Here is a 25,751-nt window from a genome sequence, read left to right as displayed (position 1 = left end):
CCAAAATCCCCATTGACAAACTATTTCAGAAGCCTTGCATCTGACACGCAAGTGACTAAATTGAAAATATGGTTCAAGCCCAACATCCTGTATGCGTAAATCCGCTGCCTAAAAATACGCCGCCTATATTAAACGCCAATTTTACGATTGGTGATGTGGTAAAACATCGTCTGTTCGATTTTCGCGGAGTGATTTACGATATTGATCCGGTTTTTGCGAACAGCGATGAATGGTATGATTCCATACCAAAAGACATGCAGCCTTCAAAAGACCAGCCTTTCTATCATCTCTTAGCCGAAAATGCAGATAGTAGTTATACCGCCTATGTTAGTCAGCAAAACCTTTTAGAGGACGATAGTGGCGAGCCAGTGATGCATCCGGATGTCAGGCGCATGTTCAAAACAATGGATGACGGAAAATATCAGCTGCACGGTATTCACCGGCAATAAGTTTTTTAAAAACTTCTGACCATTTCTCCTATCTACGTCTTAATCTTCCAGCCTTTTTTCAGCAAAATATAACATAATGCTGTCAAAGCGATATTAATCAGCAATAGAACAAGCGAGCCGACCAAAACGGGCGAGTCAGCTTCACCCACAAACCCGTAGCGAAAGCCCGAAATTGCATAAAAGAATGGATTAGCGTGGCTTATAACCTGAAATATCGGAGCCAATCTGTCGATCGAATAAAATGTCCCTGATAATAATGCCGCAGGCGCTACAACAAAGTTGGTTACGGCAGCAGAGTGATCGAATTTCTCAGCCCATATTGACGTCAACACGCCTAGTAGAGCCAGCATCGCCGAGCCCATAAAGCCGAACCAGATAACCGCCCACCAGTGATTGACGCTAACATTCACCCCTGGCCACAGAGCCATCGCGGTCCAAACTGCAAAGCCGACTAGAGCCGCCCGTGTAATTGCTGCTGCGACCAACCCAGCGAGCAACTCTCCAACTGATAAAGGAGGCATGAGGTAATCGACAATCGTGCCCTGAATTTTTCCAACCAAGAGAGCAAAGCTACTATTTGCAAAGGCATTCTGTAGCATTCCCATGCAAATCAGTCCGGGTGCAATAAAATCCGCAAATGACACTCCCAATATGCTGCGATCGCCTCGGCCTAATGCAACAGTAAAAATGACCAGAAATAACAGAGTAGTGATTGCTGGTGCCCAGACCGTTTGAAGCTGAACTTTAAAAAAACGGCGGACCTCTTTCCAGTATAGCGCTAGAAAACCATTCCAATTAACCCCCCGGATAACCGATACCCCCGGTTCCTGAAAGGCTTGCGAAACAAAATTGGATTGATCAGAATTGCTATTTTTGGGCTGGTCTAACATAGTAATTTCGACTATCGGCTCCTGTTAGCAATCACAACCCCATATTATCAGGCCTTATATTTTTTCAGCCGAAATCACCCCGGTTGATGTCTCCTATGATTGATTATGCAGCCACGAGGCTTATATTGGGTCTAGTATTGGAATAGTTAGGATTTTACATGGCGTGGACCGACGAACGTATCGATCATTTGAAACAAATGTGGGAAAAAGGCCTCACCGCAAGCCAGATCGCTGAAGAATTGGGTGGAGTCAGCCGGAATGCGGTTATCGGAAAAGCACATCGCCTTGGACTGAAATCACGGCCCTCACCCGTAAAAGCTAAAGCAAAAACCGCTAAAAGCGAAAAGCCGGCAGCGAAACCGAAAAAACCACCCGTAAAAGCGGCAAAAAAGCCGAAGCAAAAAGAAGAGCATGTTGCGCGCCGGGCTATGCCACCGCCAACACCTGCTGCTCGCACCCATGCTGCACAGCAGTCAAAAATGCCAAAGCCCGATGGCCCGAAGATAGTTTCCGTTGGTCCAGGAGGCTTTTTACGTCAAGGTCCCGGTGATCAGCAAGCTCCAATTCCACCTGCTCCCCCACGGCGCCTGGTTCCCGCAAAACCTAGTGAGGAGATTGCTGACAAAACCAGTTTACTCGACCTCAACGATAAAATTTGTCGCTGGCCGATGAACCACCCCGGTGAGCCGGATTTTCATTTCTGTGGTGAAGAGGTAAACCCCGGTTTTCCATATTGTGTAGAACATTGTGGCCGAGCTTTTCAGGCTCAATTACCGCGCGGCGCACGGCGTGCTCCGCCACCTTTACCCTTTGGCGGCCCCAGAGTCCGCTAGTTCAGGCATCGGTTCGCATTTTACAAATCATTTGGCAAGAGGCTCAACAAGCCCCTTGCCAGCCTGACTCTCACGCTCTTATAGGATCATTATGTCTGATGATCTCTTTGGCGCTAATCCGCCGACCGTTTCGAAATCCGGTGACTATGATGCCTCAGCGATTGAGGTGTTGGAGGGCTTGGAACCAGTTCGCAAACGCCCGGGAATGTATATTGGCGGCGTGGATGAACGTGCACTTCATCATCTGGCTGCCGAAGTCATCGATAACAGTATGGACGAAGCCGTGGCAGGTCACGCGGACCGGATCGAGATCACTCTTGATAACCAAAACCGTCTGACGGTAACGGATAATGGTCGCGGAATTCCAGTAGACCCTCATCCCAAATTTCCGGGAAAATCGGCACTTGAAGTCATTATGACGACCTTGCACTCCGGCGGTAAGTTTTCTGACAAAGCCTATGCGACATCGGGCGGCCTGCACGGCGTTGGTGTATCCGTCGTAAATGCCCTGTCATCCAATACAGTCGTGGAGGTCGCACGTAACAAAACTCTTTACCGCCAGTCATTTGCTCAAGGTACAGCGGTATCAAAACTGGAAGAAGTCGGCAGTACATCCAACCGGCGCGGCACAAGCATTTCTTTCGTTCCAGATACGGAAATATTTGGTGATGGAAATAAATTTAGACCCTCCCGTTTATTCAAAATGGCACGGTCTAAAGCATATCTTTATGCTGGTGTTGAGATCCGCTGGAAATGTGATCCGGAACAAGCCAGTGATGATGTGCCTGCTGAAGCAGTATTCCAGTTCCCCGGCGGTTTATCTGACCATTTGCGCGAACAGTTGAGTGGACGTGAATGTGTGACGACCGATTTTTTTGCCGGTAATCAGGATTTTCCTGATAATGCCGGTCGCGTAGAATGGGCAATAACTTGGCCGATATGGACCGACGGCAGCTACAGCTGGTACTGCAACACAATCCCTACACCCAATGGCGGCACCCATGAAACGGGTTTGCGGAACGCATTGGTAAAAGGCTTACGTGCTTTTGGTGAGCTTGTTCAGATGAAAAAAGCTTCGCAATTAACTGCTGATGATATCATCTCGGGCGGAGAGATGATGCTCTCGGTCTTTATCCGTGATCCGCAGTTTCAGAGCCAGACCAAGGACCGTCTTACTTCTCCGGAAGCCGTCAAATATGTCGAAAACGCAGTGCGGGATCATTTCGACCATTTTCTAACCAGTAATATGGACCGCGGTAAGGCTTTACTCGGCTTTGTCATGGAGCGAATGGACGAACGCTTGAAACGCAAAGCTGAGCGCGAAGTAAAGCGCAAAACAGCGACCAGTGGGCGTAAAGTCCGTTTGCCCGGCAAGCTGACGGATTGTTCTGGCAACGATCCAGCGGGCACAGAAATGTTTATCGTCGAAGGTGACAGTGCCGGCGGATCCGCCAAACAGGCACGTAATCGCAAAACGCAGGCGATTCTACCTATACGTGGAAAAATCCTGAATGTGGCCTCAGCTAATAGTGCTAAGATTTTCGCCAATTCAGAGATTGCCGATCTTACACTTGCTTTAGGTTGCGGCATTCGCAAAGACTGTGATCCAGACAATTTACGCTATGAACGCGTGATTATCATGACCGACGCCGATGTTGATGGTGCTCATATCGCAACGCTGTTGATGACCTATTTCTTTCAGGAAATGCCCGAGCTTGTCCGCCGGGGTCATCTTTTTCTGGCTCGCCCGCCACTATACCGTCTGACTGCTGGTGGCAAAAGCCTCTATGCACAGGATGATGAGGCTCGCGCAAAAATTGAAAATGGCCCGTTCAAAGGTAAAAAAGTCGAAGTCAGCCGCTTCAAGGGTCTGGGTGAAATGAACCCCAAGCAATTGAAGGAAACCACGATGGACCCGGAAACACGGTCCTTATACCGTGTCACACTACCACAAGAATATGAAAACCGTGCAGTGGTCAAGGATCTTGTAGACCGTCTAATGGGTAAAAATCCGGAACACCGATTCAACTTTATTCAGCAAAATGCAGCAAGTCTTGATGAAGAGTCGATTGATGCCTGATATATTGAACTGCAAATCACATCATTGAGTAATCCAGGTGATTTGGCATCAACCAACAGAATTTCAGTCTGTGAGTGCGGCTACAAGTGCCCTGACCTTTTTCTGACGCCACTGCGGAAGCGGCGCGACGAGCCAATAGCCGCGTGATGATTTACTATCTTCTCCGATTGCCTCGACTCGCCCATCTTGCAAATCTTGTTGCACCAGCATTTTGGGAACCCAGGCATGGCCAAAGCCATTGGCAGCTGCCTCAATGGCAAGACCGCCATCGGCAACCCGCATCAACGTTTCTTCGCCTTCGGAAATCGGACAGCCAGGCCAGTCAATTTTCTGCCCCGGCTTGCCGCCAGGTGCGGTGACTTTGAGGAACATCGTATCGCCCAGAATAACGCCTTCATGGTCGCCCGGACCGTCTGTCAATCCAATCGCGACATCAAGATTAGCCTCGGTAAAATCTGCTCCATCTTCGGATGCAACCAAAGCAAAACTAACATCCTTATTCTCTTGGGAATATTTTGCCAGTTTCGCATTAAGCCATTTTGCGGTCAAATCGCGGGGTGCCGCAATGGTCAGCTTGTGTGAGGATTGCCCTGCCTGCATAGCGCGCACCGCATCTTCAAATTCCAGAAATCCCGAACGCAGGGCATCCAGACCGGCTGCGGCTTCGTCGGTCAGTTCTAATCCTTTTGGCGTACGCCGGAACATCACAACGCCAAGCATATCTTCCAATGCTCTAATCTGTTGCCCGACAGCAGCAGGCGTAACCGCCAGTTCATCCGCCGCCCGCGTAAAGCTGAGGTGGCGAGCAGCAGCGTCGAGCACACGTAGCCCGTTAAGCGGTAAATGGGTGCGTTTCATTGTTTGACAGTTGGTGCTGTTAAAGGAAAAGTTGGAATTTTGACCTCAAATGCGTTTGGCTCAACGCCGACAAATAGAAAATGGCCCGCCATCTCTCCGCTAGGCGTATTGAGCGGACATCCGGATACATAATCATGCGATTTACCCGGTTGAATAATCGGCTGTTCTCCAATGACACCATCACCATCAACCTTGTGCAACTCACCGCGCGCATCAGTAATTCGCCAATGGCGGGTCATCAATTGCACGGCGCTATCCCGCTCATTCTCGATCCGGATATGATAGGCCCAGAACCAGCGAAGGCCATCAATGTCGGATTGCTCCGGCAAAAATGTAACAGACGAGCGGACCGTCACGCCACTCGTCGTTTCTGAGAACGGAAAAAATGCCTGCATCATGACCCCATGATAGCGTTAAAGACCGATAGACGAAAGAGCCTGATCCAAATCTTCAATAAGGTCGGCAGGATCTTCCAGTCCGACACTGATCCGGAGCATATCTTCACTAATCCCGATTTCCAATCGTGACTCTTCACCTAGCCCATGATGCGTCGTGGATGACGGGTGGCACATAAGCGAACGGGTATCACCAATATTGTTCGAAATATCTATAACTTTCAATGCGTTAAGAAAGGCATGTGCTTCTTTACGTCCACCGCCCACATATAAGGAGAATATCGGTCCCGCTGCTTCCATCTGGCTCATTGCAAGGTCATGTTGAGGGTGACTGGGAAGGCCGGGCAACAATATTTTCTCTACCCGTTGCTCTAAAAATCTGCCGATTTCGAGTGCGCTTTCACTCTGTTTGCGAATTCGTAGATCGAGAGTCTCGAGTCCCTTCAAGACGACCCAGGCATTAAACGCACTTAAGGTCGGTCCAGTGTTGCGGGTAAAAGACAGAAGGGTTGTTTCGATAAACTCTTCAGACCCGCACACAGCTCCAGCCATGACACGACCCTGCCCGTCCATCATTTTAGTTGCGCTATAAGCGATAACATCCGCGCCAAACTCTAGCGGTCGTTGAAGAACGCTGGTTGCAAAAGCATTGTCGACAATGCTGGTAATACCCTTGGCACGCGCCAACTCACAAACCGCACGCAGATCAATAATATCCATGGTAGGATTAGCCGGGGTTTCAAAGAAAAATACTTTGGTTTTCGGTGTGATAGCCCGTTCCCAATTATCCAGTTCCCGGCCATCAATTACCGTTGTCTCAATTCCGAACTTCGGCAATAGGCTATCAGTCAACCAGCGGCACGAACCAAATAATGCGCGGCTGGCCACAACATGGTCCCCCGCCTCTAACTGGCACAATAAAGAAGCTGTCATGGCTGCCATACCCGATGCCATTGCTCGGCATGCTTCTGCACCTTCCATCATCGCAATTCGTTCTTCCAGCATCTGCACTGTTGGATTTTGCAGCCTGCTATATGTCATGCCTGTCTGCTCACCATTGAACCGCGCAGCGGCATCTTGGGCGCAATCATAAGTATAGCCGGAGGTCATAAACAACGCCTCTGACGTTTCTCCGAATTCAGTGCGCCTTGTTCCGCTACGAATCGCCTTGGTCGCCGGGCGCCAGTTTTTGGTGACGTCGCGATTTTGGCCGGTATCTCTCTTCATCTGAACGCTCCTAAACTGTACCTTGGCTAGCAAGCTGAGCGACTACAGCATCCCCAATTTCTCGGGTCGATGCGCTGCCGCCTAGATCATATCCTAATATTCCTTGATGCAATACTTCCGCAACAGCCTGTTCTATGCGTAGCGCTTCGGCTTCCATGTTGAAGCTGTGACGCAGCATCATGGCTGCAGACAATATCATGGCCAAGGGATTAGCAACTCCCTGTCCTGCAATATCAGGCGCGCTCCCGTGAATCGGTTCATATAGTCCCTTTGTTCCGGTCCCCAGAGATGCAGAAGCAAGCAAACCTATAGACCCGACGCACATACTGGCCTGATCGGAGAGAATATCCCCGAAAATATTTCCGGTCAGTACCACATCAAACTGCCCGGGGTTACGCACAAGCTGCATGGCGGCATTGTCGACATACATGTGGCTCAATTCGACATCCGGATAATCGGCTGCCACCTCGGTCACGACTTCTCGCCACAATACCGATGTTTGCAATACATTGGCCTTGTCCACCGAGCATAATTTCTTCCGCCGTCCCTGTGCAGCCTTGAACGCGACATGGGCGATGCGAGAAATTTCTTCTTCATTATAAGCCATGACATCATAGCCCTCACGCAGTCCGCCATCTGTAGTTCTTTGGCCTTTCTCACCAAAATAAATGTCGCCGGTCAGCTCACGCAAAATCAAAAGATCAATCGCACCTGCGATATCTGGCTTGAGAGCGGAAAGTTTTTCAAGACCAGCAAAGGCTTTGGCAGGCCGTAAATTGGCGAATGTCTGCATTTCCCTGCGCAACCCAAGCACCGCTTGTTCCGGACGAAGATGGCGCTCAAGATTGTCACAATCAGGGTCTCCGACTGCTCCAAATAAAACGGCGTCCGCAACCTTGACCAGTTCCAGAGTCTCGGGCGGTAAGGGATGGCCATGTTTTTTATATGCAGCGCCGCCGACATAAGCATGGTCTAAACGCAAATCAGGTAAACTCAATACCTCCAAGACGCGCAACGCTTCGGTCATAATTTCTTGGCCAATACCATCGCCTGCTAGCACCGCAATATGCATAAATTTTCCCCAGAGCTTTTGATAGAGTTTTGGTAACTTTCCGCCACTCCCTGCCGCGATGCGCGGGATTACGCAACCACCCTTTTTAGTCGATCCACCAAAACCGTCCGCGCAGCCATCACATCAATACGGCGATCATCAAAAAAATGGCGCTTGAGGAAAAATCCAGTAACTTTCAAGCCGTCAAAAATATCATTCCATTCCGGAATAGCTGTGTCTTTCAGAAAAGGTGGTAAAGGAAGAAGCTTGTCCGCATATGCCCTACCTGCCCCGTTGCTTACCGCCGCTGCGCTCTTGGGGCTTATATAAAGCAGATCGTCTGTAGCTCCCGTGACTATGCATTTGTCTAGCGACAATCCAAAGCCTAATTCCGATAACAGCAGCAGTTCGTAACGCACCAGCGCTACAGTCCAGCCCTTGGCCGATGGAGCGGCGCAAATCGCATCGAGCAAAGCCGATAAAGCCACATATATGCGCGGGTAGCTATATTCCTCCGGCAAAACCGCGGCGGTTAATGCAGTGGCCCATTCCAGGGCGGCACTAGCAAGAGGCTCGCTCAAAAAAGGACCATGGCTATGCAGCAATTCCGCCGCCATAGAAGCGAGTTGATCTTTCGTCCGTGCGCGATAATCAGCCTGTACGAGATTGGACGGAATTAGCACTGGTCGCATCATTCGCGATCGCGCACCGCGTACATAACCTGCCATCAAGCCGTTTTCCGGCGTCAACGCTCGCACAACAGCACCATGTTCACCATGCCCGCGCACCGAACAGATGATCGCAGTGGTGCTTAAATTAGTCATGGAAATAGTCGTAAACTTTTTGTGCAACCGCAGCAGATATTCCCGGTGCGTCTTGCAAGTCCTCCAGCGACGCATTTTTCACTGCTCGCGACGTTCCAAAATGGAGTAACAAGGCTTTCTTCCGCGCGGGACCAATGCCCGGTACTTCATCGAGCGGAGTTACACCCATTGCCTTGCTTCTTTTTTGTCGATGGGCACCAATTGCATATCTATGCGCTTCGTCGCGTAGCCTTTGGAGATAGAATAACACAGGGCTGTTGATTGGTAGATTGAGCACGCGACCATCCATGAAATGGAATGTCTCTCGCCCGGCATTACGATCAGGCCCTTTGGAAACACCGATCAGATTAACATCCTCGACACCGATTTTTGCAAGCGCATTCTTAGCCGCGCTCATCTGTCCCTTGCCGCCGTCAATTAACACCAGGTCAGGCCACTCTCCTTGCTCTCTAGCCGGGTCTTCTTTTTGGGCCCGGGCAAAGCGCCGCTCCAGCACTTCACGCATCATGGCAAAATCATCGCCGGGTTTTGTATCGGGATTTTTGATATTAAATTTGCGATATGCGTTTTTACGAAAGCCCTCCGGCCCTGCGACAACCATGCCACCGACCATGTTAGTGCCCTGAATATGGCTGTTATCGTAGACCTCTATACGGTCCGGCACACCATCAAGTTCTAGCAATTCAACCATTTCATTCATGATTTTGGCCTGAGTTGAAGATTCCGCCAAACGCCGGTCAAGAGCCTCTTCTGCGTTACGACTGGCCTGCTTAAGCAGTTTCAGACGATCTCCGCGTTGTGGTTTCGACACGCTGACTTTATAATTGGCCCGCGTCCCCAAAGCCTCGGACAGCAATTCTGCATCCGGCAAATCACGATCGACCAACACCAGTTTTGGCGGCGGCATCCGGTCATAAAATTGCATCAAAAAGCTTGAAAAGACCTCTTCAATCTCGACGTTCGTCGTGTGAGCTGGGAAAAAACTGCGGTGCCCCCAATTTTGTCCTCCGCGTATAAAAAACGCTTGTATACAAACAGTCGAGCCTTTTGACGCCAAGCCGAATATATCGGCATCAGGCAATCCGGCGGCATTTACTGCCTGACGTCCCTGAATGAAGGTCAGTGCTTTCAGACGGTCTCGGTAAAGTGCCGCCATTTCAAAATCCAGCTTATCTGCCGCTTTCTCCATTTGAGCACCCAGCTTTTGCTGCACATCAGTAGATCTTCCGGAGAGGAAATCGCGCGAATCTTTAACCAGTTCAGCATATTCCTCTTTGCTGATCCGTCCCACACAAGGCGCCGAGCACCGTTTAATCTGGTATAAAAGGCAAGGCCGCGATCGGTTGTTGAAATAACTGTCCGTGCATGAGCGAAGCAGGAATAGCTTTTGCAACGCGTTGAGCGTTTGATTGACAGATCCACCACTGGCAAACGGGCCGAAATACTTGCCCTTTGCCTTTTGAACTCCTCGGTGCTTCTGGATACGTGGAAAATCATGATCTTCACGCAATAATATAAAGGGGAAACTTTTATCATCGCGCAGCAACACATTATAAGCCGGACGAAATTTTTTGATAAGCTGGGCTTCAAGCAGCAATGCTTCCGCTTCGCTTCCCGTCGTTACAATCGTCATCGACCGGGTTTGAGCAACCATCCGCAGCAACCGATGTGGTAGACGGTTTATCTGGACGTAGGATCCAACACGGTTTTTCAGCGAGCGGGCTTTGCCTACATATAGAACATCGCCGCGACTATCCTGCATCCGGTAAACGCCGGGACGCTTAGATAGCGTGTTCAGCGTTTCACGTATGGCCGCCATACCCGTTTCAAGGTCGGGGGTTTCACTACCACGAAGGGTATAAGTTGCTTTTTCTTCGTTAAAACGGTCAGGAGATTGCGGGCCGGGCATAGTCTATATCTAAGCACCGGCACCGATGAATACCAGCACCTATAATTACCGAAGGTTCAGAAATAAGGATCCTTAGCAAGATCCTTATTTTGATCCTAATTAAGTTTTGAACCCAGATCGCTGATCGTTTTGTCGATCATAGCTTTGTCCGCAGCCGCATCATGTTTGGCAGCGATCAAATTGCGTGCAGCAATTGTAGCGGCTCCAGCGGCCTGAGCACGCACTTCAGCGATTGCCGAACGCTCAGCAGCAGCAATTTTATCTTCTGCCATATTCTTGCGGCGCGCAATCAAGTCAGTTGTTGCTTTTTTGGCGTCCGCAACCACCAGTTCTGCCTCTCGTTCAGCCTGTGCCAAAATTTCAGCAGCCTCATCGTCGGCTGCGCGCAAACGGGACTCATATTTTGCACGAATCTCTTCAGATTCTTCACGAAGCTTTTTCGCTTCATCCAACTGTTCGCGAATACCGGCAATTTGCTTGTCGAGTGCTCCGCCAATCGCGGCTGGAACTTTCTTCCAAAGAACAATCGCAACAACTACTAGCATTGACAATGAAACAAACACAGTCGCGTCCAGACCAAATACCGTCGGCGTAACATGCGCTTCGGTCGATCCGGATTCCAGTGCTTCAAGTCCCGTTACCGGCAAGCCCTCATTATCCAAGGGAGAGTCCAGACGATCCTGTACAGACTGGGACGTGTCCGCCCCTTCGCCAGATAAGACTGCTTGCTGATCTAGTTGATTAGCCATGGTTCAACGCCGCCTTTGTTTCTTTTAATGCTGCCGCTTTGGTCACTTTCGCACCAGAAAGTTTGGCAACCATATCCTGGGCAAGTTCAGCAGAAACGCCTTCAATTTCTTTACGCGCCTCTTCAGCACGTGCTTTAATATCTGCCTCTGCTGCCGCTATTTTCTTGGCAATATCTGCATTGGCCTTGTTTTTACGCTTTTCCGCAGCGGCATTCGCGCTCACCCGGCTTGCTTCTACCACTGACTGCGCTTCGCTACGGTCTTTTTCCATTTTGACGCGATAGCTTTCTTCCAGCTCATCAGCCGCCACATTGGCTGCACGAGCTGCTTCCAGATCGTCGGCAATCCGTTTATCCCTGGCATCTACTGTGCCCTGGATTTTCGGGAACATACCTAAACCGATGACAAAAAATGTGAACCCGAAAGTCAGCAAAAGCCAGAAAATCTGGGACGCATAGGTTGCTGCGATTTGATCTATTTGAGGCATTGAACCATAGGCTCCAATATTTTGAAACAGCGGAACGGCATCACTGCCGCTCCGCACATTTCATATCATTTATTAGGCAACGAAGATCAGGATCATTGCGACAACGAATGCCAGCAGACCCAATAGCTCAGCTGCGGCAAAGCCGATGAACAAACGGCCTTGCTGGCCATCTGCTGCTGAAGGATTACGCAACGCGCTTTCGAGGAAGCTTCCGAATACGTTACCCACACCCACGGCGGCTACACCGGCACCAATAGCTGCCATGCCTGCACCCAATAATTTTGCTGCTTCTGCGTCCATGATAATTACTCCTGTTCAAAAATATCGTTTGGAAAATTCAGTCTTAATTCAAATCAATGCAAATTAACTGCATCGTTGATATAAAGCGATGTCAGCAGTGCAAAGACATAAGCCTGCACAACCGCCACCAGCAATTCGAGTGCGCTGATACCGATCATCAGCGTAAAGCTTGGTATTCCAACGAATACCCCGAAACCTGCACCGGCATTGGCACTATTGATCACAAAACCCGCGAGAACCTTTAACAGGATATGTCCCGCTGTCATCGCAACAAACAAACGCAGCGCGAGACTAAACGGCCTGACCAGAAAGGACAGCAATTCCACAATAAAGATGAACGGGATCATTGGCAGTGGCGTTCCGTGAGGAACGAATAATGTGAAAAAACGAAGCTTATGCTTAGCAAAACCTACCAGAAGCACAATGGAGAAGCTGATAATTGCGAGCACACCGGTCACTGTTAGATGGCTGGTTACCGTGAAGGGATGCAATCCCAATACACCAACCGGAAGTAGGCCTAGCACGTTGGAGAATAATATAAACATGAACAACGAAAACACATAAGGCGCGTATTTCTTGCCGCCCGGACCAATATTGGCATTGATCATATTGTCGACAAAGCCGGTGAATCCCTCAACCATCATCTGCCAGCGACCAGGAACAAGCTCCCGCTTCATCCCGCCGCGCATAAAAATGAACAATGCGACAACCGCAAAGCCCATCCAGACAGCACTATTGGTCAGAGAAATCTGCTGCCCACCTAATGAAAAGCCTTCAAAAATCGTCTGCACCTCAAATTGGTACATTGGATCAATTTTACCGTCTTCAGCCGCCACGCAATGGACCCCTGTTATTCAAACGGTGCGCAAAATCATTTATTTTTTTTTGCGCTCTCGTTTGAGAGTTTAATAATATTCCTGAATGCAACGATGATCCCCAGAAACAGGAAAATCAGAAGGAGCCAAGGAGAGGTTCCGATGAAATGATCAAGCACCCAGCCGACCAACGCACCGCCACCTATACCTGCAATCAAATCTGCCAAAACCCTGTTTCCAAGCCGATAATTATCATCGACCCCTTTTTGGGTTTTGCCTGATCTGGCTGCTTCTTCCGACTGAGCCTGATCGATCCGCTTTTTCAGCGCTTCTATCTTAGCATCATCGTCCATCAGAATTACCGGGCCCAATCTCTGTCGTGATTCTTTGAAAAACTAACGAAAATCAGCCAAAAAGCTGATTAACTTGGCTCTACCCACGACAGCGAGTAGCCCCGCTAACCGCGCCCGTTTAGAAAAGCGGATGCGCCAAGTCAACAGCCATGCTGCACCGCAGAAAATTCAATGAAATATCAGTGATCTGAAATAAAAAGGGCGCGCCGACATTCCCGGCGCGCCCAATCGTTAAAAATTATTAAAAACAATCTTATGGGCAACGCGAATCACGGATTGGCGCAGCCTCTGTTCTGGTCTGCCAACTGCCATCCGGTGCTTGATATTTCTCACCCGCAGTAGTTCGCATTATCAAGTTGCAGCCAGAGGTAAATGCAAATTGCTCCACCGTCGAATTGGTTTCCTGCGCTTTACGGGTATAAGCTGCTTTGCGTTTGATGTTCAAATCCTCGACCATCGCTTTGACAGAGGCAGACGGTGAAGTCACATAGCCCAAAAACCCATCCGGCTTTTCACCTATCACACCCGAAGCCCTAGCTGCAGCATAAGCAGGGTCGCGCTGTGCCATAACCGGTGCCGTGACTATGGCGGTCAAAGCTAATCCACCAACTATGGCGACCGCTTTATTTTTCCGTATAAACTCAAACATCAGAAAATCTCCGCTTCACTGTTAATCAAATCTTTTGCATCGCCATCCAGTCGATAAACGACCTCTTGCTTAATATTGATATTCAGGTTGATCACGATCGGCTTGTCAGGCGCAGAAACCTGCACACATCCTGCTAAAGCAGCACATAAACCCAACGAGAAAACCGATACCAAACCGCCTGCATCTATCCATTTCATAATTGCCCGAATCGCAGTTCCTATGCGTTCCGTCAATTGGCTTATTTTATGAACCATTATCGCTTTCCTCTGGCTGAACGGATTGTTCACTTGGATTTTTTAAAACTTTTTCGGCTGCCTTGGCCCGCTCCTCTTGCGCCCTCAGCAATGCCGGAAGATTCTGGCCCACCAGCAATTCCGGCTCATAAAAGGCTTTTGCGCTGCTCAATAATTGCATGAAAGGTGCCTTAATACGGACGTTAAACTCCAACGGGATTTTCGCGAGTTGCTTCGTCACGAAATTCTTGCTTGCCCCCTCGCCCTGCTGCAGCCCGGAAAATTTTACTTCGGTAATAATTTCCCCGTCAAGCGCACCGTTCATGCCAATAGTTAACTGCTCATATTTTAAAGATTTCAATGCATTAAATGCAAAGTTAGCAAAAGTTCCCATATCTTCATATGTTAGTTCACCGACATAGGCCAGCGAGCCACCGCCTTTTCGCGCTATCAGATAACCACCGGTAATCCGGCCACCATCCTGATCAAAAACCATCGGCAACTTTCCGTCAAATATTCCTGTCGCGTTCAAATTCTCAAAATCAAACTGGGTCAGGAACTGGGCCGCATCAACGCCGACCACAGTAAATTCAAGCCGCCTTTGTGCTTCTTCGCTCAAATCCAATATTGTTGGCTCTAAATAGAGAACTCCGCCAGCAAACGGCCACTGGCCGCCCTCAATCTGCATTTTATAACCGGGCAACAGACGATAAAATAATTGCCCGTTAAACGCAGCAACGCCGGGATTAACCTCTTCCATCTGTACATATTGCCCCGGTCCGGTTTCAAGGTTAAGCAGGTCCGTGAATGATATCTCGCCCGATAATCCGGTTACCGGGCCAAATGCCGCTGCCAGATTCATCGAATCAGTCCGGAAACTACCGCTACTGCTCACACCATCTTCACCTGTGTCCCAACGAATAATGCCCTTCCCGGTCACTGCGCCCTCAACATTTGCAATAACGCCCAGCGTTAACGGCGTTAGCAGCTCCGGCTGCAAATTTTTGTTAAACGTCAATCCTGCAACATCAATTACAGCTTCGCCTGTGCCAGCACCGAATTTGTGCATAACATCGACAGTCGCCACTCGCTGGTCGGTTACCGGCTCTCGTAACAATCCATCAACAGATATTTGCCCATCGGCAAATTTTACCTGAACATTACGGCTAATGAGTGGGCGAAAACGCTCGACCTGCTTCTCGTCACGGACGCGTAATTTTGCGTTTGCTGAAAAAATACCATCCAGATAGCGCCAATCCCCTTCAACGCTATCCATAAGCAGTGGTACATTAGCGATTTTTCCTTCAGCACCTATGATTTTGCCGTTAGTCACCTTGCCAAAAACGGCGTTAATCCGAGCCATATCAAACCGGGTCACGCTTTCACCTGATCCCAATCGCACAGAAACATCGTGCGCCGAAACTCCATTCTTCATCGAAAAGCCAAGTTTCTGACTGGAAAGCACCAATGGTGTTCCACCAAGCCTGCCAACCAGATCAAAGGACGGCGCATAAGCGGTGATATTAACGCCAGCCCCATTGCTGGCTATAATCGCGCTACGTCCGGACGGACACAGCCGTGTACGGGTAGGGCCAGCAACAAATGTGGCAAGCCGCAGACTGGCAAATTGAAGGTCTACACATTTGCGAAACAGGGTAAAACCGCCACTTTCTCCAATATAACCATTAACTGGCACTTGCAGCCCGGTAATCTGGCCATCAGCCAAGGGGCCGGAAATAATCATACGCCCATCAAAGTTTGTGCCGCCACCTACCGCTGGAGTAAAAGTCAGATTCGGAATGTTCAGGCTTGCCGTCTCTGCTTGATAGGCCGCCATCCGGACATTGCCATAGAAACCGCGGGACAGGCTGCCGTCGTCCAGATCAATACGCACGTTCGGAAACCCGCCACCCTGTAGCATAAGGTTGCCTTCGGCCAGCATCTTCACGTCATTATCAGTAAATGTAAGGAATAGAGGATCATCGAGCATCACCTCGGCTCCAGAACGTGACCGCGCTCGCATGCCATTAATCGTCAATTTGGTTCCAGATGCCCCCATATCAAAACGTAAGTCGCCACTAAGGTCGAAAGCGCGCCCCGCTACACGCACGGCGCCCGCAAGTTTTCGGGCGATTGGCTCCACAGGTGTTCCATTCGTCGAAGTCATCAACGCTGTGGTTTTTCGCAACAATGAATCAGAGATTTTAGCCGACCGGATTTCCGGCTGTCCCGCAAAACGGGCGATTACCGGATTATCACCATAACCAATATGAAACGGACCACTAACTCGACCGGTATCGGCACTACCATAAGGAGAATTCACCCCACCGCTCGTAAGTTCGATATTGCCGCTGGTGTGTGTCAGGTTGCCGGAAATGACAATTTTAGCTCCGATGGTTTTTGCGCCATATTCGGAATAACGCAGCGGACCACCGTTCACACCTGCACCACCGGACCAACTTGAAAAATCCTGTCCCAGTTCAATCGAAAGCTGGATCCCCATATCCTGTGCAAAGAGTGCCATGTCAGGACATTCGACCGCTGGCAAGCGCAGTGGACCATCAAAAGAAGGTTTGCGGTCGTTAATTGATATTTCACCAAAATAGCTGGGGTCAGTCATAGCGCATCCGCCCAGAGTGAGCATTTTGCCCAGAGCTGCCAGTTCTCCGGAGAAACCGTCATGCAAATTACCGCTACCATTAAGGGAAAGCCCGATTGCGCCATAATCACTGTCGATCCGCAACTGCGCCTTTTCAACTACCAAAGTTATATTCGGCAATGCTAATGGGCTGTCATCGTCCGGGTCAGAAAATTTATCAAGCGCACCGAGGGAGAGTTTTCCGTCTTTTAATCGGCCAAAAGCCTTCACGCCTTTCGCGCGCACCCAGTCAATACCGGCTCCGTTCGTGCCCAGACTATTACCGATCTCAACCAGATCAGCGGTTAAATCGGGTGCTTTGGGGTCGCCGATCACCACATTGCGAATAATCTGTTTGCGCAGGCCAATATCCACGATTTCGTAGCTGGCTGGAACATCCCGCTTAACGAGTTCGGAACGTATAAAATTATCAGCTACGGTAACGCGGCTAAACCACAAGACAATGAAACCGGCAAACAACAGGAACAAGAGCAGATAAGCGAATATCCGCAACCGCGATCGGCTCGGCTGATAATGTGGTTCCGGCGCATCCTCCATCTGCTATGGATTGCCCAACTCTCGCTTAAGTTGCAATGTACAACTGCGTGTGATGGCCAGTTTTTTCATTAATTGATTACTGCCATGGATGTTTGGACATTTTCGGCCATTCTTCTGCAATAAGATGCTTTCTCGTCCCATTCCCCAATAAACAGGTTATGAATCGGACATGGCAGACTTTGACAATGTACCTCGCCCCGGAAGTTTATCTCAGGAGCATCACGGAAAAGGCCATCGTGCCCGGTTACGCTCACGGTTGCTTCATAGTGGGGGAGATGCTCTGCTGGACCACGAACTGATCGAATATCTGCTGGCGCTGGCCATACCGCGGCGAGACACGAAACCGTTAGCAAAAGAACTGCTCGATAATTTTGGCGGATTATCTGCGCTGCTTACCGCCGATGGAGAATCGATCAGAAAATTTCCAGGAATGGGAGAAACGAGCGCCGCTGCAATTAAAATTGTTCAAGCTGCGGCTCTTCGTCTTCTCTCGGAGCCAGTACGCGAAAATCCGGTTTTGACCAGCTGGCAGGCACTGCTCGACTATCTGCGCGCCGACATGGCCCATCTGGTCAACGAACGGATACGGGTGCTGCACCTGAGCAGCAAGAATCAGCTAATCCGTGATGAACTGGTGAGTGAAGGATCTATCGATCAGGCGGCAATCTATACCCGTGAGGTTATAAAACGCGCGCTGGAACTCGGATCCGCTGCGATCATATTGGTCCACAACCACCCCAGCGGCGATTCCACGCCCAGCCGTCAGGATATAAAAATTACCAAGGATATATGCGATGCGGGAAGAAAACTGGGCATTGCTGTCCACGACCATATCATTATCGGTAAAGACGGCCACACATCCTTTCGGTCAAAGGGACTGATTTAAGAACCGAAAATATATCTGCTCAGTAAAGAAACATCGGCATGCCTTCTATCTGCATAAGGTTTGCGCGATATTGCCGGGCATCATAAAGCCCGGACACATTCACACCCTTGGTCCCTTCCAACAAGGTACTGATCGGCACTACGCCGTAATTGCCGTCGTTAAGACATACCATGTTGGATGTACGCCTCTCTTCGATCAATTGTACCGCAAGCGCGCCAAACGCGAAACCGACCATGCGGTCCATAGCGTCCGGCTCCCCAGCACGCATCAGATAGGCCAGTTCCTGCACAATCGTACGCTCTGGAGAACGCGCTTCAATTTCTCGCGCCAACTGCGTGCCGATATTTACACCTACGCGATTGGTATTGGATTTGCTGATCTCGCTATCATAAATCTCTCCTCCCGCTAATTTAGCCCCTTCCGATACTATGCAAATGGCATAGCTTTCCGGATTGTTGGCTTTATCATCCAGTAAAAGCGGCAATAACCTGTCAATGTCCGCTGGAACTTCGGCTATGACCGTCCGGTCCGCCTGAGACAGAAAGCCGGAAAGCAAAGCGGTTTCGCCCGACCGCCGGCCGAAAAGCTCTATCACCGCAATTCGTTCATGGCTGGCCACCGTGGTGCGCAATGCGTTTATAGCTTCAACAGAGCGAGTGACAGCAGTAGAAAAGCCAATGCAATAATCGGTACCATAAACATCATTGTCCATCGTTTTCGGTATGGAAATAACATTGCGGCCAAGGCTCGCAAGATACGCAGAATAGCGCAGCGTGCCGTCTCCCCCCATGGTGATCAGCGCATCAATCTGTAATGCATCCAATATGTCTAATATTTTTTGCGTTTGATCTCCTTCATCCGTTGTTCGGGGATCATTGCGGGAGCTGTGTAATATAGTCCCTCCTTGCCGATCGATTCCTCTCACGCTATTTCTGTCTAGTACTATTGTACCATTTTCCAGCGACCGAGGGTCCGTCGGGTCCATTTCCAGTACCCCTTCCCAGCCCCGCCGTAATCCTATGACATCCCAGCCGCGCTGCATGGCAGACATAGTGATTGAACGGATACACGGGTTAAGTCCGGGCACGTCGCCGCCGCCGGTTAAAATTGCCAGACGCATGTCATTCTCCTTAATTCTAGGCGCAATGCTATCCAACGCACCAGTATTCTCTGGACCATATTCACAGGTTAATCATTTCAGGCCACCATATCCCAGATTGCCGACTCTTCAACATGATGCTAGCGGGGCGGAAATTTCTTAACGGTTCCGATTATCGTTCTAACCAGCTTTTTGTTATTCAAGGAAAGAAAAAATGATCCCGCGTTATTCCCGCCCTGATATGGTTGCCATCTGGGAGCCCGAATCCAAATTCCGGATCTGGTTCGAGATTGAAGCTCACGCCACCGACGCGCTGGCCGAACTGGGCGTCGTCCCAAAAGATGCAGCCAAAGCGATATGGGAACGCGGAAAATTTGATGTCGCACGGATTGACGAGATTGAGCGCGAAGTAAAACATGATGTCATCGCCTTTCTGACCAATGTTGCGGAAAATGTCGGTGAAGAGGCGCGCTTCATGCATCAGGGAATGACGTCCAGTGATGTACTCGATACTTGCCTGTCCGTACAATTGGCACGGGCCAGTGACGTATTGTTAGACGATCTGGACAAATTGCTTGCCGCTATCAAAAAACGCGCTTTTGAACATAAGCTGACACCGACCATTGGCCGCAGCCACGGTATCCATGGAGAGCCGGTGACCTTTGGCATGAAGCTGGCTCAGGCTTATGCCGAATTTGAACGCAACCGGGAACGGCTGGTCCTCGCCCGCAAAGAAATCGCGACCTGCGCGATATCGGGCGCTGTCGGAACGTTCGCCAATATTGACCCCAAAGTCGAAGCCCATGTTGCAGAGAAAATGGGGTTAGAGATTGAACCGGTCTCTACACAAGTCATCCCGCGTGATCGCCATGCACAATATTTTGCAACTCTGGCGGTTATCGCATCTTCCGTGGAGCGGCTGGCTGTGGAAATCCGCCATTTGCAACGTACCGAAGTTTTGGAGGCCGAGGAATATTTCTCACCAGGTCAAAAAGGTTCCAGCGCGATGCCGCACAAGCGCAACCCGATCTTGACCGAAAATCTGACCGGACTGGCGCGTATGGTGCGTAGCTATGCGCTACCCGCAATGGAGAATGTTGCCCTGTGGCATGAACGCGACATCTCGCACAGTTCCGTCGAACGCATGATCGGACCAGACGCCACGATCACACTTGACTTTGCGCTGGCCCGTTTAACCGGTGTGGTTGAAAAACTGCTGATCTATCCTGAGCGGATGCAGAAAAATCTGGACCGTATGGGCGGTCTGGTTCACTCCCAGCGTGTTCTTCTCGCGCTCACCCAAGCAGGCATCAGCCGCGAAGATAGCTACCGGATAGTGCAGCGCAACGCCATGAAAGTCTGGGAATCAGATGGTCAGATCGCATTGCTGGATTTGTTAAAAGCGGACCCCGATGTAACTGCAAAACTGTCTGAGGAGGAGCTGGAAGAGCGGTTCAACCTCAATTATCATTTTAAACATATCGACACGATTTTTGATCGGGTTTTTGGCGATTGAAAAGCAGGTTGAAAATTGGGACAATAGAGTTTTTGTTGCATACCGAGTGGCAAGAAGTCTGGCCACTGATCGAAATTACGCGTAACGTAATCAAATTGCGAGAATAAGGGGCTCGAATGCAGTTCATAAAAACGCTTTTCTGGGTTATACTGGCAGTTATATTGGTCGTATTTGCCGTCAATAACTGGACACTGACCTCGGTACAGATATGGGGCGATGTCCGCATTGATACTAAAATGCCGGTCCTGGTTATAGGTGCATTTTTACTGGGCTTCTTTCCTTTATGGCTGATCCACCGGACAACCAAATGGCGCCTCAATCGCAGGATAAAAACATTGGAAGTGGCTGCTCAACCTACGAAGCCCGTAGCTACAACACCCGAAACTTCGCCTAAATCACCGCTTGATCTTAAAAAAGGCCAGATGGCCGATCCTGCGAGCTCTGTTGCATCGAATAAGGTTTATCCTCCTATTCCCCCTACCGATAAAGACGAAAAGGCCGGTAAATGACTAACCCGATATTTGTTGCGCTCGACACACCCAAGCTGGATGACGCGATAACACTCGCTCAATCGGTTGAAGGTCATGTCGGCGGATTGAAGCTGGGCCTGGAATTTTTCTGCGCCAATGGTCATCACGGCGTCCATGAAATCCAAAAAGTCGGCCTGCCGATTTTCCTCGACCTGAAACTTCATGATATTCCCAACACGGTTGCAAAAGCGATGCAGGCAATAAATGTTCTGGAACCAGCCATTGTAACCATCCACGCTTCGGGTGGACGCGCCATGATGGAAGATGCAAAAGCAGCAGCCGGGATCAACACCAAGGTTGTTGGCGTTACCCTGCTTACCTCACTTGATGAAAGCGACATGGGTACCATTGGCTATTCTGGTAACCCCCATGATCAGGTAGCCCGACTGGCTGATTTATCTGCCGAAGCCGGACTAGATGGTATTGTCTGTTCAGGGAATGAGGTTCAGGCTGTTCATAAAAACTGGAAAGACGGATATTTTGTTGTGCCCGGTCTACGCCCATCCAATGGCAATAGCGGTGATCAAAAACGCACTGTCACTCCGCGCGCTGCGCGTGACCATGGTGCCAGCATATTGGTTATAGGCCGCCCCATTACTGCTGCTGACGATCCCAACGCTGCCGCCCGTGCAATTGAGGCGACGCTTTAACCTGTTCAAACGGGTTTGGGGATGACGAGCCAACACAAAGGCGATATGGCCAGCCCCATGAAAACACTTATTAAAATATGCGGACTGTCGAACATCAAATCCATTGAGGCGGCCGCCCGTGCCGGAGCCGATTATATCGGACTGGTGCATTTTGAAAAAAGCCCACGTCATATATCATTGGAACAAGCGGCCGAGCTTTGCAAAGCTGCGCCAGAGCCGCTGAAAACAGTATTATTGCTGGTGAATGCAGACCCAAAAACTACCGGCCTTGCAATCAACACTGTGCGTCCTGACGTTATCCAGTTTCATGGCAGCGAGACATCCGAATGGCTTAAAATCGTCCGCGATCAGGGACGCACTGAGATTTGGAAAGCGCTTGGTGTAAAAGACAAGCCGACTTTGGCCAAAAGCGCCCGCTTTGAAGGGATAGCTGACCGGCTATTATTTGATGCACCGGCCAAAACGCTTCCCGGCGGGACGGGGACTACCTTTGACTGGTCGCTGTTGGCAGGCCATGCCCACCAGATTCCATGGGGACTGGCTGGCGGTCTGGATCCCCAAAATGTGGCCAGTGCCCTTCAAGCCACTAATGCTCCGCTTGTTGATGTATCTTCGGGCGTCGAATCTGAGCCGGGGATCAAAGATGTGGACAGAATCGCTGCCTTTTGCCAAGCGGTGCAGGATTTTGACAAAGAGCAATCATCCTGATCCTGTTTCAGGACGACAAGCCACCTTTTTACATATGTTTTGGCAAGCTCAGCATGAGCGGAATTTTGAACCATGACCGACCAACCCAATAGTTTCCGTAACCAGCCCGATGATCGCGGCCATTTTGGCCAATTTGGCGGACGTTATGTCGCAGAAACGCTGATGCCCCTAATCCTTGATCTGGAAAAACATTATCGCGCAGCGCAAGCCGATCCGGCTTTTGCACAAGAATTTGATGATTTGCTGGAACATTATGTCGGTCGCCCCAGCCCGCTATATTATGCAGAGCGTCTTACCGAAGAAGTGCGTAAAAATGCACCGGCGGGCAAAGGCGCGCAAATCTGGTTCAAGCGAGATGAACTGAACCATACCGGCGCGCACAAGATCAACAATTGCATAGGCCAGATACTGCTGGCAAAACGCATGGGTAAAACCCGGATCATCGCGGAAACCGGGGCCGGTCAGCACGGCGTTGCGACCGCGACTGTCTGTGCGCGCTTTGGCCTGCCCTGTGTCATTTATATGGGCGCAACCGATGTTGAGCGGCAAAAACCCAATTTGTTCCGGATGAAATTGCTCGGCGCAGAGGTCGTGCCTGTCCAAAGCGGCGCGGCGACGCTGAAAGATGCAATGAATGATGCTTTGCGCGACTGGGTCGCCAATGTGGAGGATACGTTTTATATCATCGGCACAGCTGCCGGTCCCCACCCCTATCCCGAACTTGTTCGCGATTTTCAAAGCGTAATTGGCCGCGAGGCGCGTGAGCAAATGCTTGGGCGCATCGGCCGTTTACCCGACCTGCTGGTCGCGGCCATTGGCGGCGGTTCCAATGCGATTGGCCTGTTTCACCCGTTTCTGGACGACAAAGATGTTGATATGCTGGGCGTCGAAGCGGCCGGTCACGGACTGGACAAAGAGCATGCGGCATCGCTGGCTGGCGGAAAGCCGGGCATATTACACGGGAATAAAACCTATTTACTGCAAGACGAAGACGGCCAGATTACCGAAGCTCATTCGATCAGTGCTGGGCTGGATTATCCAGGCATCGGTCCAGAACATAGCTGGCTGAAAGAATCCGGTCGTGTGCGTTATGATAGTGCGACCGATACAGAGGCTTTGGAAGCATTCCAGATGCTGTGTCGCACCGAAGGCATTATTCCAGCTTTGGAGCCCTCCCATGCTATTGCCGCAGTAACGCGTGAAGCAGTAAAAATGGGTAAGGACCAGATCATTCTCGCCAACTTGTGCGGACGCGGCGACAAAGATATTTTTACAGTTGCAGAGGCATTGGGGACAAAAATATGACCCGTCTTGCAAAAGCTTTTCCCGCTGATCGTGCGGCGCTCATCACCTTCGTAACAGTTGGCGATCCAACGCCTGTGGATATGCCCGCCATCCTGGACGCGCTAGTCGAAGGCGGTGCGGATATTATCGAACTGGGCATGCCGTTTACCGATCCGATGGCCGATGGCCCAACTATTCAAGCGGCAAATATCCGCTCTCTGGCCGCTGGAACCAAGACAGCGGACACCTTCAGCATCGCGTCTGCTTTTCGAAAGCGCCATCCCGATGTCCCGCTAGTGCTAATGGGCTATGCCAATCCGATGACGATCCGCGGCGCAGACTGGTTCGCCGACTCTTGCGCTAAAGCTGGAATTGACGGCGTTATTTGCGTCGATATTCCTGTTGAAGAAGACGATAGTCTGGGCGATAATTTGCGGGAAAAGGATATTGCTATCATTCGGCTAGCCACGCCAACCACTGATACAGACCGATTGCCCGCAATTTTGAACAATGCTTCAGGCTTTCTCTATTATGTCTCAGTCGCGGGCATAACCGGCCTTCAACAAGCTGCACAAGTCAATATCGAAGAAGCGGTCTACCGCCTGAAAGCAGGCACGGACCTGCCTGTTGCTGTAGGCTTTGGCATCCGCACACCGGATCAGGCCGCCGATATTGCTCGAATTGCAGACGGGGTAATCGTGGGGTCCGCAACGGTTGAAATTATAGCGGAGCATGGCGCCAATGCTGCGCCCTATGTGAAAAACTATATAAAATCACTTTCTGATGCTATCAGAAGTGCTCGATAAAAATCTGGCTATAAAACCTGGGAAACTGACGCATGTCTTGGCTTAGAAATGTCCGTAACAAGATCGCCTCGATCACCAAAAAAGAAACGCCTGATAATCTTTGGCACAAATGTAAAAAATGCGAGGCTATGGTGTTCCTGAAGGAATATCAGGACAATATGCATATCTGCCCGAAATGTGACCATCACGGACGGATCGGGCCGGATATCCGCTTTACGCATATCATGGACGAAAATAGCTGGGAACGTCTTCCATTTGCTTCAGTGAAGGAAGACCCGCTTAAATTTAAAGACCAGAAGAAATATACCGAACGCCTGAAAGATGCGCGCACGAAAACTACTGAGCAGGACGCGTTAATCAATGTTGCCGGAACGATTGAAAGCGTGCCGTGTGTCGTTGGGGTGCAGGATTTTGCCTTCATGGGCGGCTCCATGGGACTGGCCGTAGGACAGGCATTCGTAGATGGCGCAAGCCGCGCGTTGCAGGATCAATGCCCCTATATTATTTTTACAGCCGCAGGCGGTGCACGAATGCAGGAGGGCATTTTGTCGCTCATGCAAATGCCCAAAACCACTGTAGCCATTTCAATGTTACGGGAGGCAGGCTTACCCTTTATTGTGGTGCTGACGGACCCGACAACCGGCGGCGTTACAGCAAGCTATGCCATGCTTGGCGATGTGCAAATATCAGAGCCAGGCGCCCTAATCGGTTTTGCGGGACAGCGCGTTATTGAAAATACTATCCGCGAAAAACTGCCTGAAGGATTTCAGACCGCCGAATATCTTCTGGAACACGGCATGATCGACATGGTTGTCCACCGCAAGGATTTGCGCGCGCAATTGGCCCATATCATGGGTTACCTAATGGCCTGGAAAACGGCAGCGTGATCATTTCGCTCCCTTCCCTTCAGGGGAAGGGCCGGGCGTGGGCAATTCCAACATTGCCCATTCAACCCGACCCGGCCGATGTTTTGC

27 protein-coding genes are annotated in these 25,751 nt (G+C 50.3%); 11 read left to right on the top strand and 16 right to left on the bottom strand.

All coding sequences use genetic code 11. From position 1 onward, the window contains the following. Positions 1–68 precede the first annotated feature (68 nt). Complete coding sequence (gene hspQ, locus AB1K62_RS02230; protein ID WP_367000889.1) at positions 69–449, top strand: heat shock protein HspQ; 381 nt, start codon at positions 69–71, stop codon at positions 447–449. A 32-nt stretch (positions 450–481) separates the two neighbouring features. Here the strand turns inward: hspQ and AB1K62_RS02225 are convergent, their stop codons facing one another. Further along, positions 482–1,339: an ABC transporter permease gene (locus tag AB1K62_RS02225; RefSeq protein ID WP_367000887.1), complete on the bottom strand. Its 858-nt coding sequence runs from the start codon at positions 1,337–1,339 to the stop codon at positions 482–484. Between the two features lie 158 nt (positions 1,340–1,497). Between AB1K62_RS02225 and AB1K62_RS02220 the strand changes: the two genes are divergently transcribed. Further along, positions 1,498–2,172, top strand: coding sequence for a GcrA family cell cycle regulator (locus AB1K62_RS02220; protein ID WP_367000886.1), 675 nt, complete (start codon positions 1,498–1,500; stop codon positions 2,170–2,172). Between the two features lie 91 nt (positions 2,173–2,263). After that, on the top strand, positions 2,264–4,252 hold the full coding sequence (gene parE / locus AB1K62_RS02215) for a DNA topoisomerase IV subunit B (RefSeq protein WP_367000884.1): 1,989 nt from the start codon (positions 2,264–2,266) through the stop codon (positions 4,250–4,252). A gap of 63 nt (positions 4,253–4,315) precedes the next feature. On the opposite strand, the gene AB1K62_RS02210 is transcribed toward parE, so the two are convergent. From AB1K62_RS02210 to AB1K62_RS02145, 14 genes are all read right to left on the bottom strand, one after another. Then, on the bottom strand, positions 4,316–5,110 hold the full coding sequence (locus tag AB1K62_RS02210; RefSeq protein WP_367000882.1) for a LysR family transcriptional regulator: 795 nt from the start codon (positions 5,108–5,110) through the stop codon (positions 4,316–4,318). Beyond that, positions 5,107–5,505, bottom strand: coding sequence for a Co2+/Mg2+ efflux protein ApaG (apaG, locus tag AB1K62_RS02205; protein WP_367002024.1), 399 nt, complete (start codon positions 5,503–5,505; stop codon positions 5,107–5,109). The genes AB1K62_RS02210 and apaG overlap by 4 nt, the downstream gene beginning before the upstream one ends. Before the next feature lie 18 nt (positions 5,506–5,523). Further along, positions 5,524–6,732 (bottom strand): aminotransferase class I/II-fold pyridoxal phosphate-dependent enzyme, encoded by a 1,209-nt coding sequence (locus tag AB1K62_RS02200; RefSeq protein WP_367000881.1) that lies wholly within the window; start codon positions 6,730–6,732, stop codon positions 5,524–5,526. Between the two features lie 10 nt (positions 6,733–6,742). Then, a complete protein-coding gene (gene leuB, locus AB1K62_RS02195; RefSeq protein WP_367000879.1) occupies positions 6,743–7,804 on the bottom strand; it encodes a 3-isopropylmalate dehydrogenase in 1,062 nt (353 codons plus the stop codon). Between the two features lie 68 nt (positions 7,805–7,872). Beyond that, complete coding sequence (gene recO, locus AB1K62_RS02190; RefSeq protein ID WP_367000877.1) at positions 7,873–8,607, bottom strand: DNA repair protein RecO; 735 nt, start codon at positions 8,605–8,607, stop codon at positions 7,873–7,875. Then, complete coding sequence (uvrC, locus tag AB1K62_RS02185) at positions 8,600–10,516, bottom strand: excinuclease ABC subunit UvrC (RefSeq protein ID WP_367000875.1); 1,917 nt, start codon at positions 10,514–10,516, stop codon at positions 8,600–8,602. Before uvrC ends, recO begins: the two co-directional genes overlap by 8 nt. A gap of 95 nt (positions 10,517–10,611) precedes the next feature. Beyond that, complete coding sequence (locus AB1K62_RS02180) at positions 10,612–11,265, bottom strand: F0F1 ATP synthase subunit B (protein ID WP_367000873.1); 654 nt, start codon at positions 11,263–11,265, stop codon at positions 10,612–10,614. Beyond that, entirely contained in the window at positions 11,258–11,752 is a 495-nt protein-coding gene (locus AB1K62_RS02175) for an ATPase (protein ID WP_367000871.1), read from the bottom strand. Before AB1K62_RS02175 ends, AB1K62_RS02180 begins: the two co-directional genes overlap by 8 nt. A 72-nt stretch (positions 11,753–11,824) precedes the next feature. After that, positions 11,825–12,052 carry a F0F1 ATP synthase subunit C gene (locus AB1K62_RS02170; protein ID WP_332042585.1) on the bottom strand — a complete coding sequence of 76 codons (228 nt, stop codon included), beginning with the start codon at positions 12,050–12,052 and terminating at the stop codon, positions 11,825–11,827. Positions 12,053–12,105: 53 nt separating this feature from the next. Further along, positions 12,106–12,888: a F0F1 ATP synthase subunit A gene (locus AB1K62_RS02165; RefSeq protein WP_367000869.1), complete on the bottom strand. Its 783-nt coding sequence runs from the start codon at positions 12,886–12,888 to the stop codon at positions 12,106–12,108. 35 nt (positions 12,889–12,923) lie between these two features. Further along, positions 12,924–13,220: an AtpZ/AtpI family protein gene (locus tag AB1K62_RS02160; RefSeq protein ID WP_367000867.1), complete on the bottom strand. Its 297-nt coding sequence runs from the start codon at positions 13,218–13,220 to the stop codon at positions 12,924–12,926. 253 nt (positions 13,221–13,473) lie between these two features. Continuing rightward, complete coding sequence (locus AB1K62_RS02155; RefSeq protein WP_367000866.1) at positions 13,474–13,869, bottom strand: YdbL family protein; 396 nt, start codon at positions 13,867–13,869, stop codon at positions 13,474–13,476. After that, positions 13,869–14,066 (bottom strand): YnbE family lipoprotein, encoded by a 198-nt coding sequence (locus tag AB1K62_RS02150; RefSeq protein WP_367002023.1) that lies wholly within the window; start codon positions 14,064–14,066, stop codon positions 13,869–13,871. Before AB1K62_RS02150 ends, AB1K62_RS02155 begins: the two co-directional genes overlap by 1 nt. 46 nt (positions 14,067–14,112) lie before the next feature. Continuing rightward, the gene (locus AB1K62_RS02145; protein ID WP_367000864.1) at positions 14,113–17,298 is read right to left on the bottom strand and encodes a YdbH domain-containing protein; all 3,186 of its coding nucleotides are present in this window, start codon (positions 17,296–17,298) and stop codon (positions 14,113–14,115) included. A gap of 169 nt (positions 17,299–17,467) precedes the next feature. On the opposite strand from AB1K62_RS02145, the gene radC reads away from it, so the two are divergent. After that, complete coding sequence (gene radC / locus AB1K62_RS02140; protein WP_367000863.1) at positions 17,468–18,184, top strand: DNA repair protein RadC; 717 nt, start codon at positions 17,468–17,470, stop codon at positions 18,182–18,184. 19 nt (positions 18,185–18,203) lie between these two features. Here radC and AB1K62_RS02135 read toward each other — a convergent pair whose 3' ends face one another. After that, on the bottom strand, positions 18,204–19,304 hold the full coding sequence (locus tag AB1K62_RS02135; protein WP_367000861.1) for an ATP-dependent 6-phosphofructokinase: 1,101 nt from the start codon (positions 19,302–19,304) through the stop codon (positions 18,204–18,206). A gap of 193 nt (positions 19,305–19,497) precedes the next feature. Between AB1K62_RS02135 and purB the strand changes: the two genes are divergently transcribed. From purB to accD, 7 genes are all read left to right on the top strand, one after another. Then, positions 19,498–20,799 carry an adenylosuccinate lyase gene (gene purB / locus AB1K62_RS02130; RefSeq protein ID WP_367000859.1) on the top strand — a complete coding sequence of 434 codons (1,302 nt, stop codon included), beginning with the start codon at positions 19,498–19,500 and terminating at the stop codon, positions 20,797–20,799. A gap of 116 nt (positions 20,800–20,915) precedes the next feature. Further along, entirely contained in the window at positions 20,916–21,308 is a 393-nt protein-coding gene (locus AB1K62_RS02125; protein ID WP_367000858.1) for a hypothetical protein, read from the top strand. Next, positions 21,305–21,979, top strand: coding sequence for an orotidine-5'-phosphate decarboxylase (gene pyrF / locus AB1K62_RS02120; protein WP_367000856.1), 675 nt, complete (start codon positions 21,305–21,307; stop codon positions 21,977–21,979). Before AB1K62_RS02125 ends, pyrF begins: the two co-directional genes overlap by 4 nt. 57 nt (positions 21,980–22,036) lie before the next feature. Continuing rightward, complete coding sequence (locus tag AB1K62_RS02115; protein WP_367000854.1) at positions 22,037–22,687, top strand: phosphoribosylanthranilate isomerase; 651 nt, start codon at positions 22,037–22,039, stop codon at positions 22,685–22,687. A gap of 72 nt (positions 22,688–22,759) precedes the next feature. Then, a complete protein-coding gene (gene trpB, locus AB1K62_RS02110) occupies positions 22,760–23,992 on the top strand; it encodes a tryptophan synthase subunit beta (protein ID WP_367000853.1) in 1,233 nt (410 codons plus the stop codon). Then, complete coding sequence (gene trpA, locus AB1K62_RS02105; RefSeq protein ID WP_367000852.1) at positions 23,989–24,777, top strand: tryptophan synthase subunit alpha; 789 nt, start codon at positions 23,989–23,991, stop codon at positions 24,775–24,777. The genes trpB and trpA overlap by 4 nt, the downstream gene beginning before the upstream one ends. Before the next feature lie 32 nt (positions 24,778–24,809). Further along, positions 24,810–25,664, top strand: coding sequence for an acetyl-CoA carboxylase, carboxyltransferase subunit beta (gene accD / locus AB1K62_RS02100; RefSeq protein WP_367000850.1), 855 nt, complete (start codon positions 24,810–24,812; stop codon positions 25,662–25,664). Positions 25,665–25,751: the final 87 nt, after the last annotated feature.

Origin of the sequence: Parasphingorhabdus sp. JC815 (assembly GCF_040717415.1) — a bacterium.
In the GTDB taxonomy this organism is placed as follows: domain Bacteria; phylum Pseudomonadota; class Alphaproteobacteria; order Sphingomonadales; family Sphingomonadaceae; genus Parasphingorhabdus.
The sequence above is the reverse complement of the archived record's forward strand: the minus strand, read 5'-3'. Positions and strand labels throughout refer to the sequence as shown.

What these genes read in the sequence shown, in the direction of transcription:
- leuB (WP_367000879.1), bottom strand. Translation starts at nt 7,804, where the DNA reads ATGCATATTGCGGTGCTAGCAGGCGATGGTATTGGCCAAGAAATTATG.
- AB1K62_RS02155 (WP_367000866.1), bottom strand. Translation starts at nt 13,869, where the DNA reads ATGTTTGAGTTTATACGGAAAAATAAAGCGGTCGCCATAGTTGGTGGA.
- trpA (WP_367000852.1), top strand. Translation starts at nt 23,989, where the DNA reads ATGACCCGTCTTGCAAAAGCTTTTCCCGCTGATCGTGCGGCGCTCATC.
- AB1K62_RS02225 (WP_367000887.1), bottom strand. Translation starts at nt 1,339, where the DNA reads ATGTTAGACCAGCCCAAAAATAGCAATTCTGATCAATCCAATTTTGTT.
- AB1K62_RS02125 (WP_367000858.1), top strand. Translation starts at nt 20,916, where the DNA reads ATGCAGTTCATAAAAACGCTTTTCTGGGTTATACTGGCAGTTATATTG.
- AB1K62_RS02180 (WP_367000873.1), bottom strand. Translation starts at nt 11,265, where the DNA reads ATGGCTAATCAACTAGATCAGCAAGCAGTCTTATCTGGCGAAGGGGCG.
- AB1K62_RS02160 (WP_367000867.1), bottom strand. Translation starts at nt 13,220, where the DNA reads ATGGACGATGATGCTAAGATAGAAGCGCTGAAAAAGCGGATCGATCAG.
- AB1K62_RS02135 (WP_367000861.1), bottom strand. Translation starts at nt 19,304, where the DNA reads ATGCGTCTGGCAATTTTAACCGGCGGCGGCGACGTGCCCGGACTTAAC.
- accD (WP_367000850.1), top strand. Translation starts at nt 24,810, where the DNA reads ATGTCTTGGCTTAGAAATGTCCGTAACAAGATCGCCTCGATCACCAAA.
- recO (WP_367000877.1), bottom strand. Translation starts at nt 8,607, where the DNA reads ATGACTAATTTAAGCACCACTGCGATCATCTGTTCGGTGCGCGGGCAT.
- AB1K62_RS02145 (WP_367000864.1), bottom strand. Translation starts at nt 17,298, where the DNA reads ATGGAGGATGCGCCGGAACCACATTATCAGCCGAGCCGATCGCGGTTG.
- hspQ (WP_367000889.1), top strand. Translation starts at nt 69, where the DNA reads ATGGTTCAAGCCCAACATCCTGTATGCGTAAATCCGCTGCCTAAAAAT.
- uvrC (WP_367000875.1), bottom strand. Translation starts at nt 10,516, where the DNA reads ATGCCCGGCCCGCAATCTCCTGACCGTTTTAACGAAGAAAAAGCAACT.
- AB1K62_RS02150 (WP_367002023.1), bottom strand. Translation starts at nt 14,066, where the DNA reads ATGAAATGGATAGATGCAGGCGGTTTGGTATCGGTTTTCTCGTTGGGT.
- purB (WP_367000859.1), top strand. Translation starts at nt 19,498, where the DNA reads ATGATCCCGCGTTATTCCCGCCCTGATATGGTTGCCATCTGGGAGCCC.
- AB1K62_RS02175 (WP_367000871.1), bottom strand. Translation starts at nt 11,752, where the DNA reads ATGCCTCAAATAGATCAAATCGCAGCAACCTATGCGTCCCAGATTTTC.
- pyrF (WP_367000856.1), top strand. Translation starts at nt 21,305, where the DNA reads ATGACTAACCCGATATTTGTTGCGCTCGACACACCCAAGCTGGATGAC.
- AB1K62_RS02115 (WP_367000854.1), top strand. Translation starts at nt 22,037, where the DNA reads ATGAAAACACTTATTAAAATATGCGGACTGTCGAACATCAAATCCATT.
- AB1K62_RS02200 (WP_367000881.1), bottom strand. Translation starts at nt 6,732, where the DNA reads ATGAAGAGAGATACCGGCCAAAATCGCGACGTCACCAAAAACTGGCGC.
- AB1K62_RS02210 (WP_367000882.1), bottom strand. Translation starts at nt 5,110, where the DNA reads ATGAAACGCACCCATTTACCGCTTAACGGGCTACGTGTGCTCGACGCT.
- trpB (WP_367000853.1), top strand. Translation starts at nt 22,760, where the DNA reads ATGACCGACCAACCCAATAGTTTCCGTAACCAGCCCGATGATCGCGGC.
- AB1K62_RS02220 (WP_367000886.1), top strand. Translation starts at nt 1,498, where the DNA reads ATGGCGTGGACCGACGAACGTATCGATCATTTGAAACAAATGTGGGAA.
- AB1K62_RS02170 (WP_332042585.1), bottom strand. Translation starts at nt 12,052, where the DNA reads ATGGACGCAGAAGCAGCAAAATTATTGGGTGCAGGCATGGCAGCTATT.
- parE (WP_367000884.1), top strand. Translation starts at nt 2,264, where the DNA reads ATGTCTGATGATCTCTTTGGCGCTAATCCGCCGACCGTTTCGAAATCC.
- radC (WP_367000863.1), top strand. Translation starts at nt 17,468, where the DNA reads ATGGCAGACTTTGACAATGTACCTCGCCCCGGAAGTTTATCTCAGGAG.
- apaG (WP_367002024.1), bottom strand. Translation starts at nt 5,505, where the DNA reads ATGCAGGCATTTTTTCCGTTCTCAGAAACGACGAGTGGCGTGACGGTC.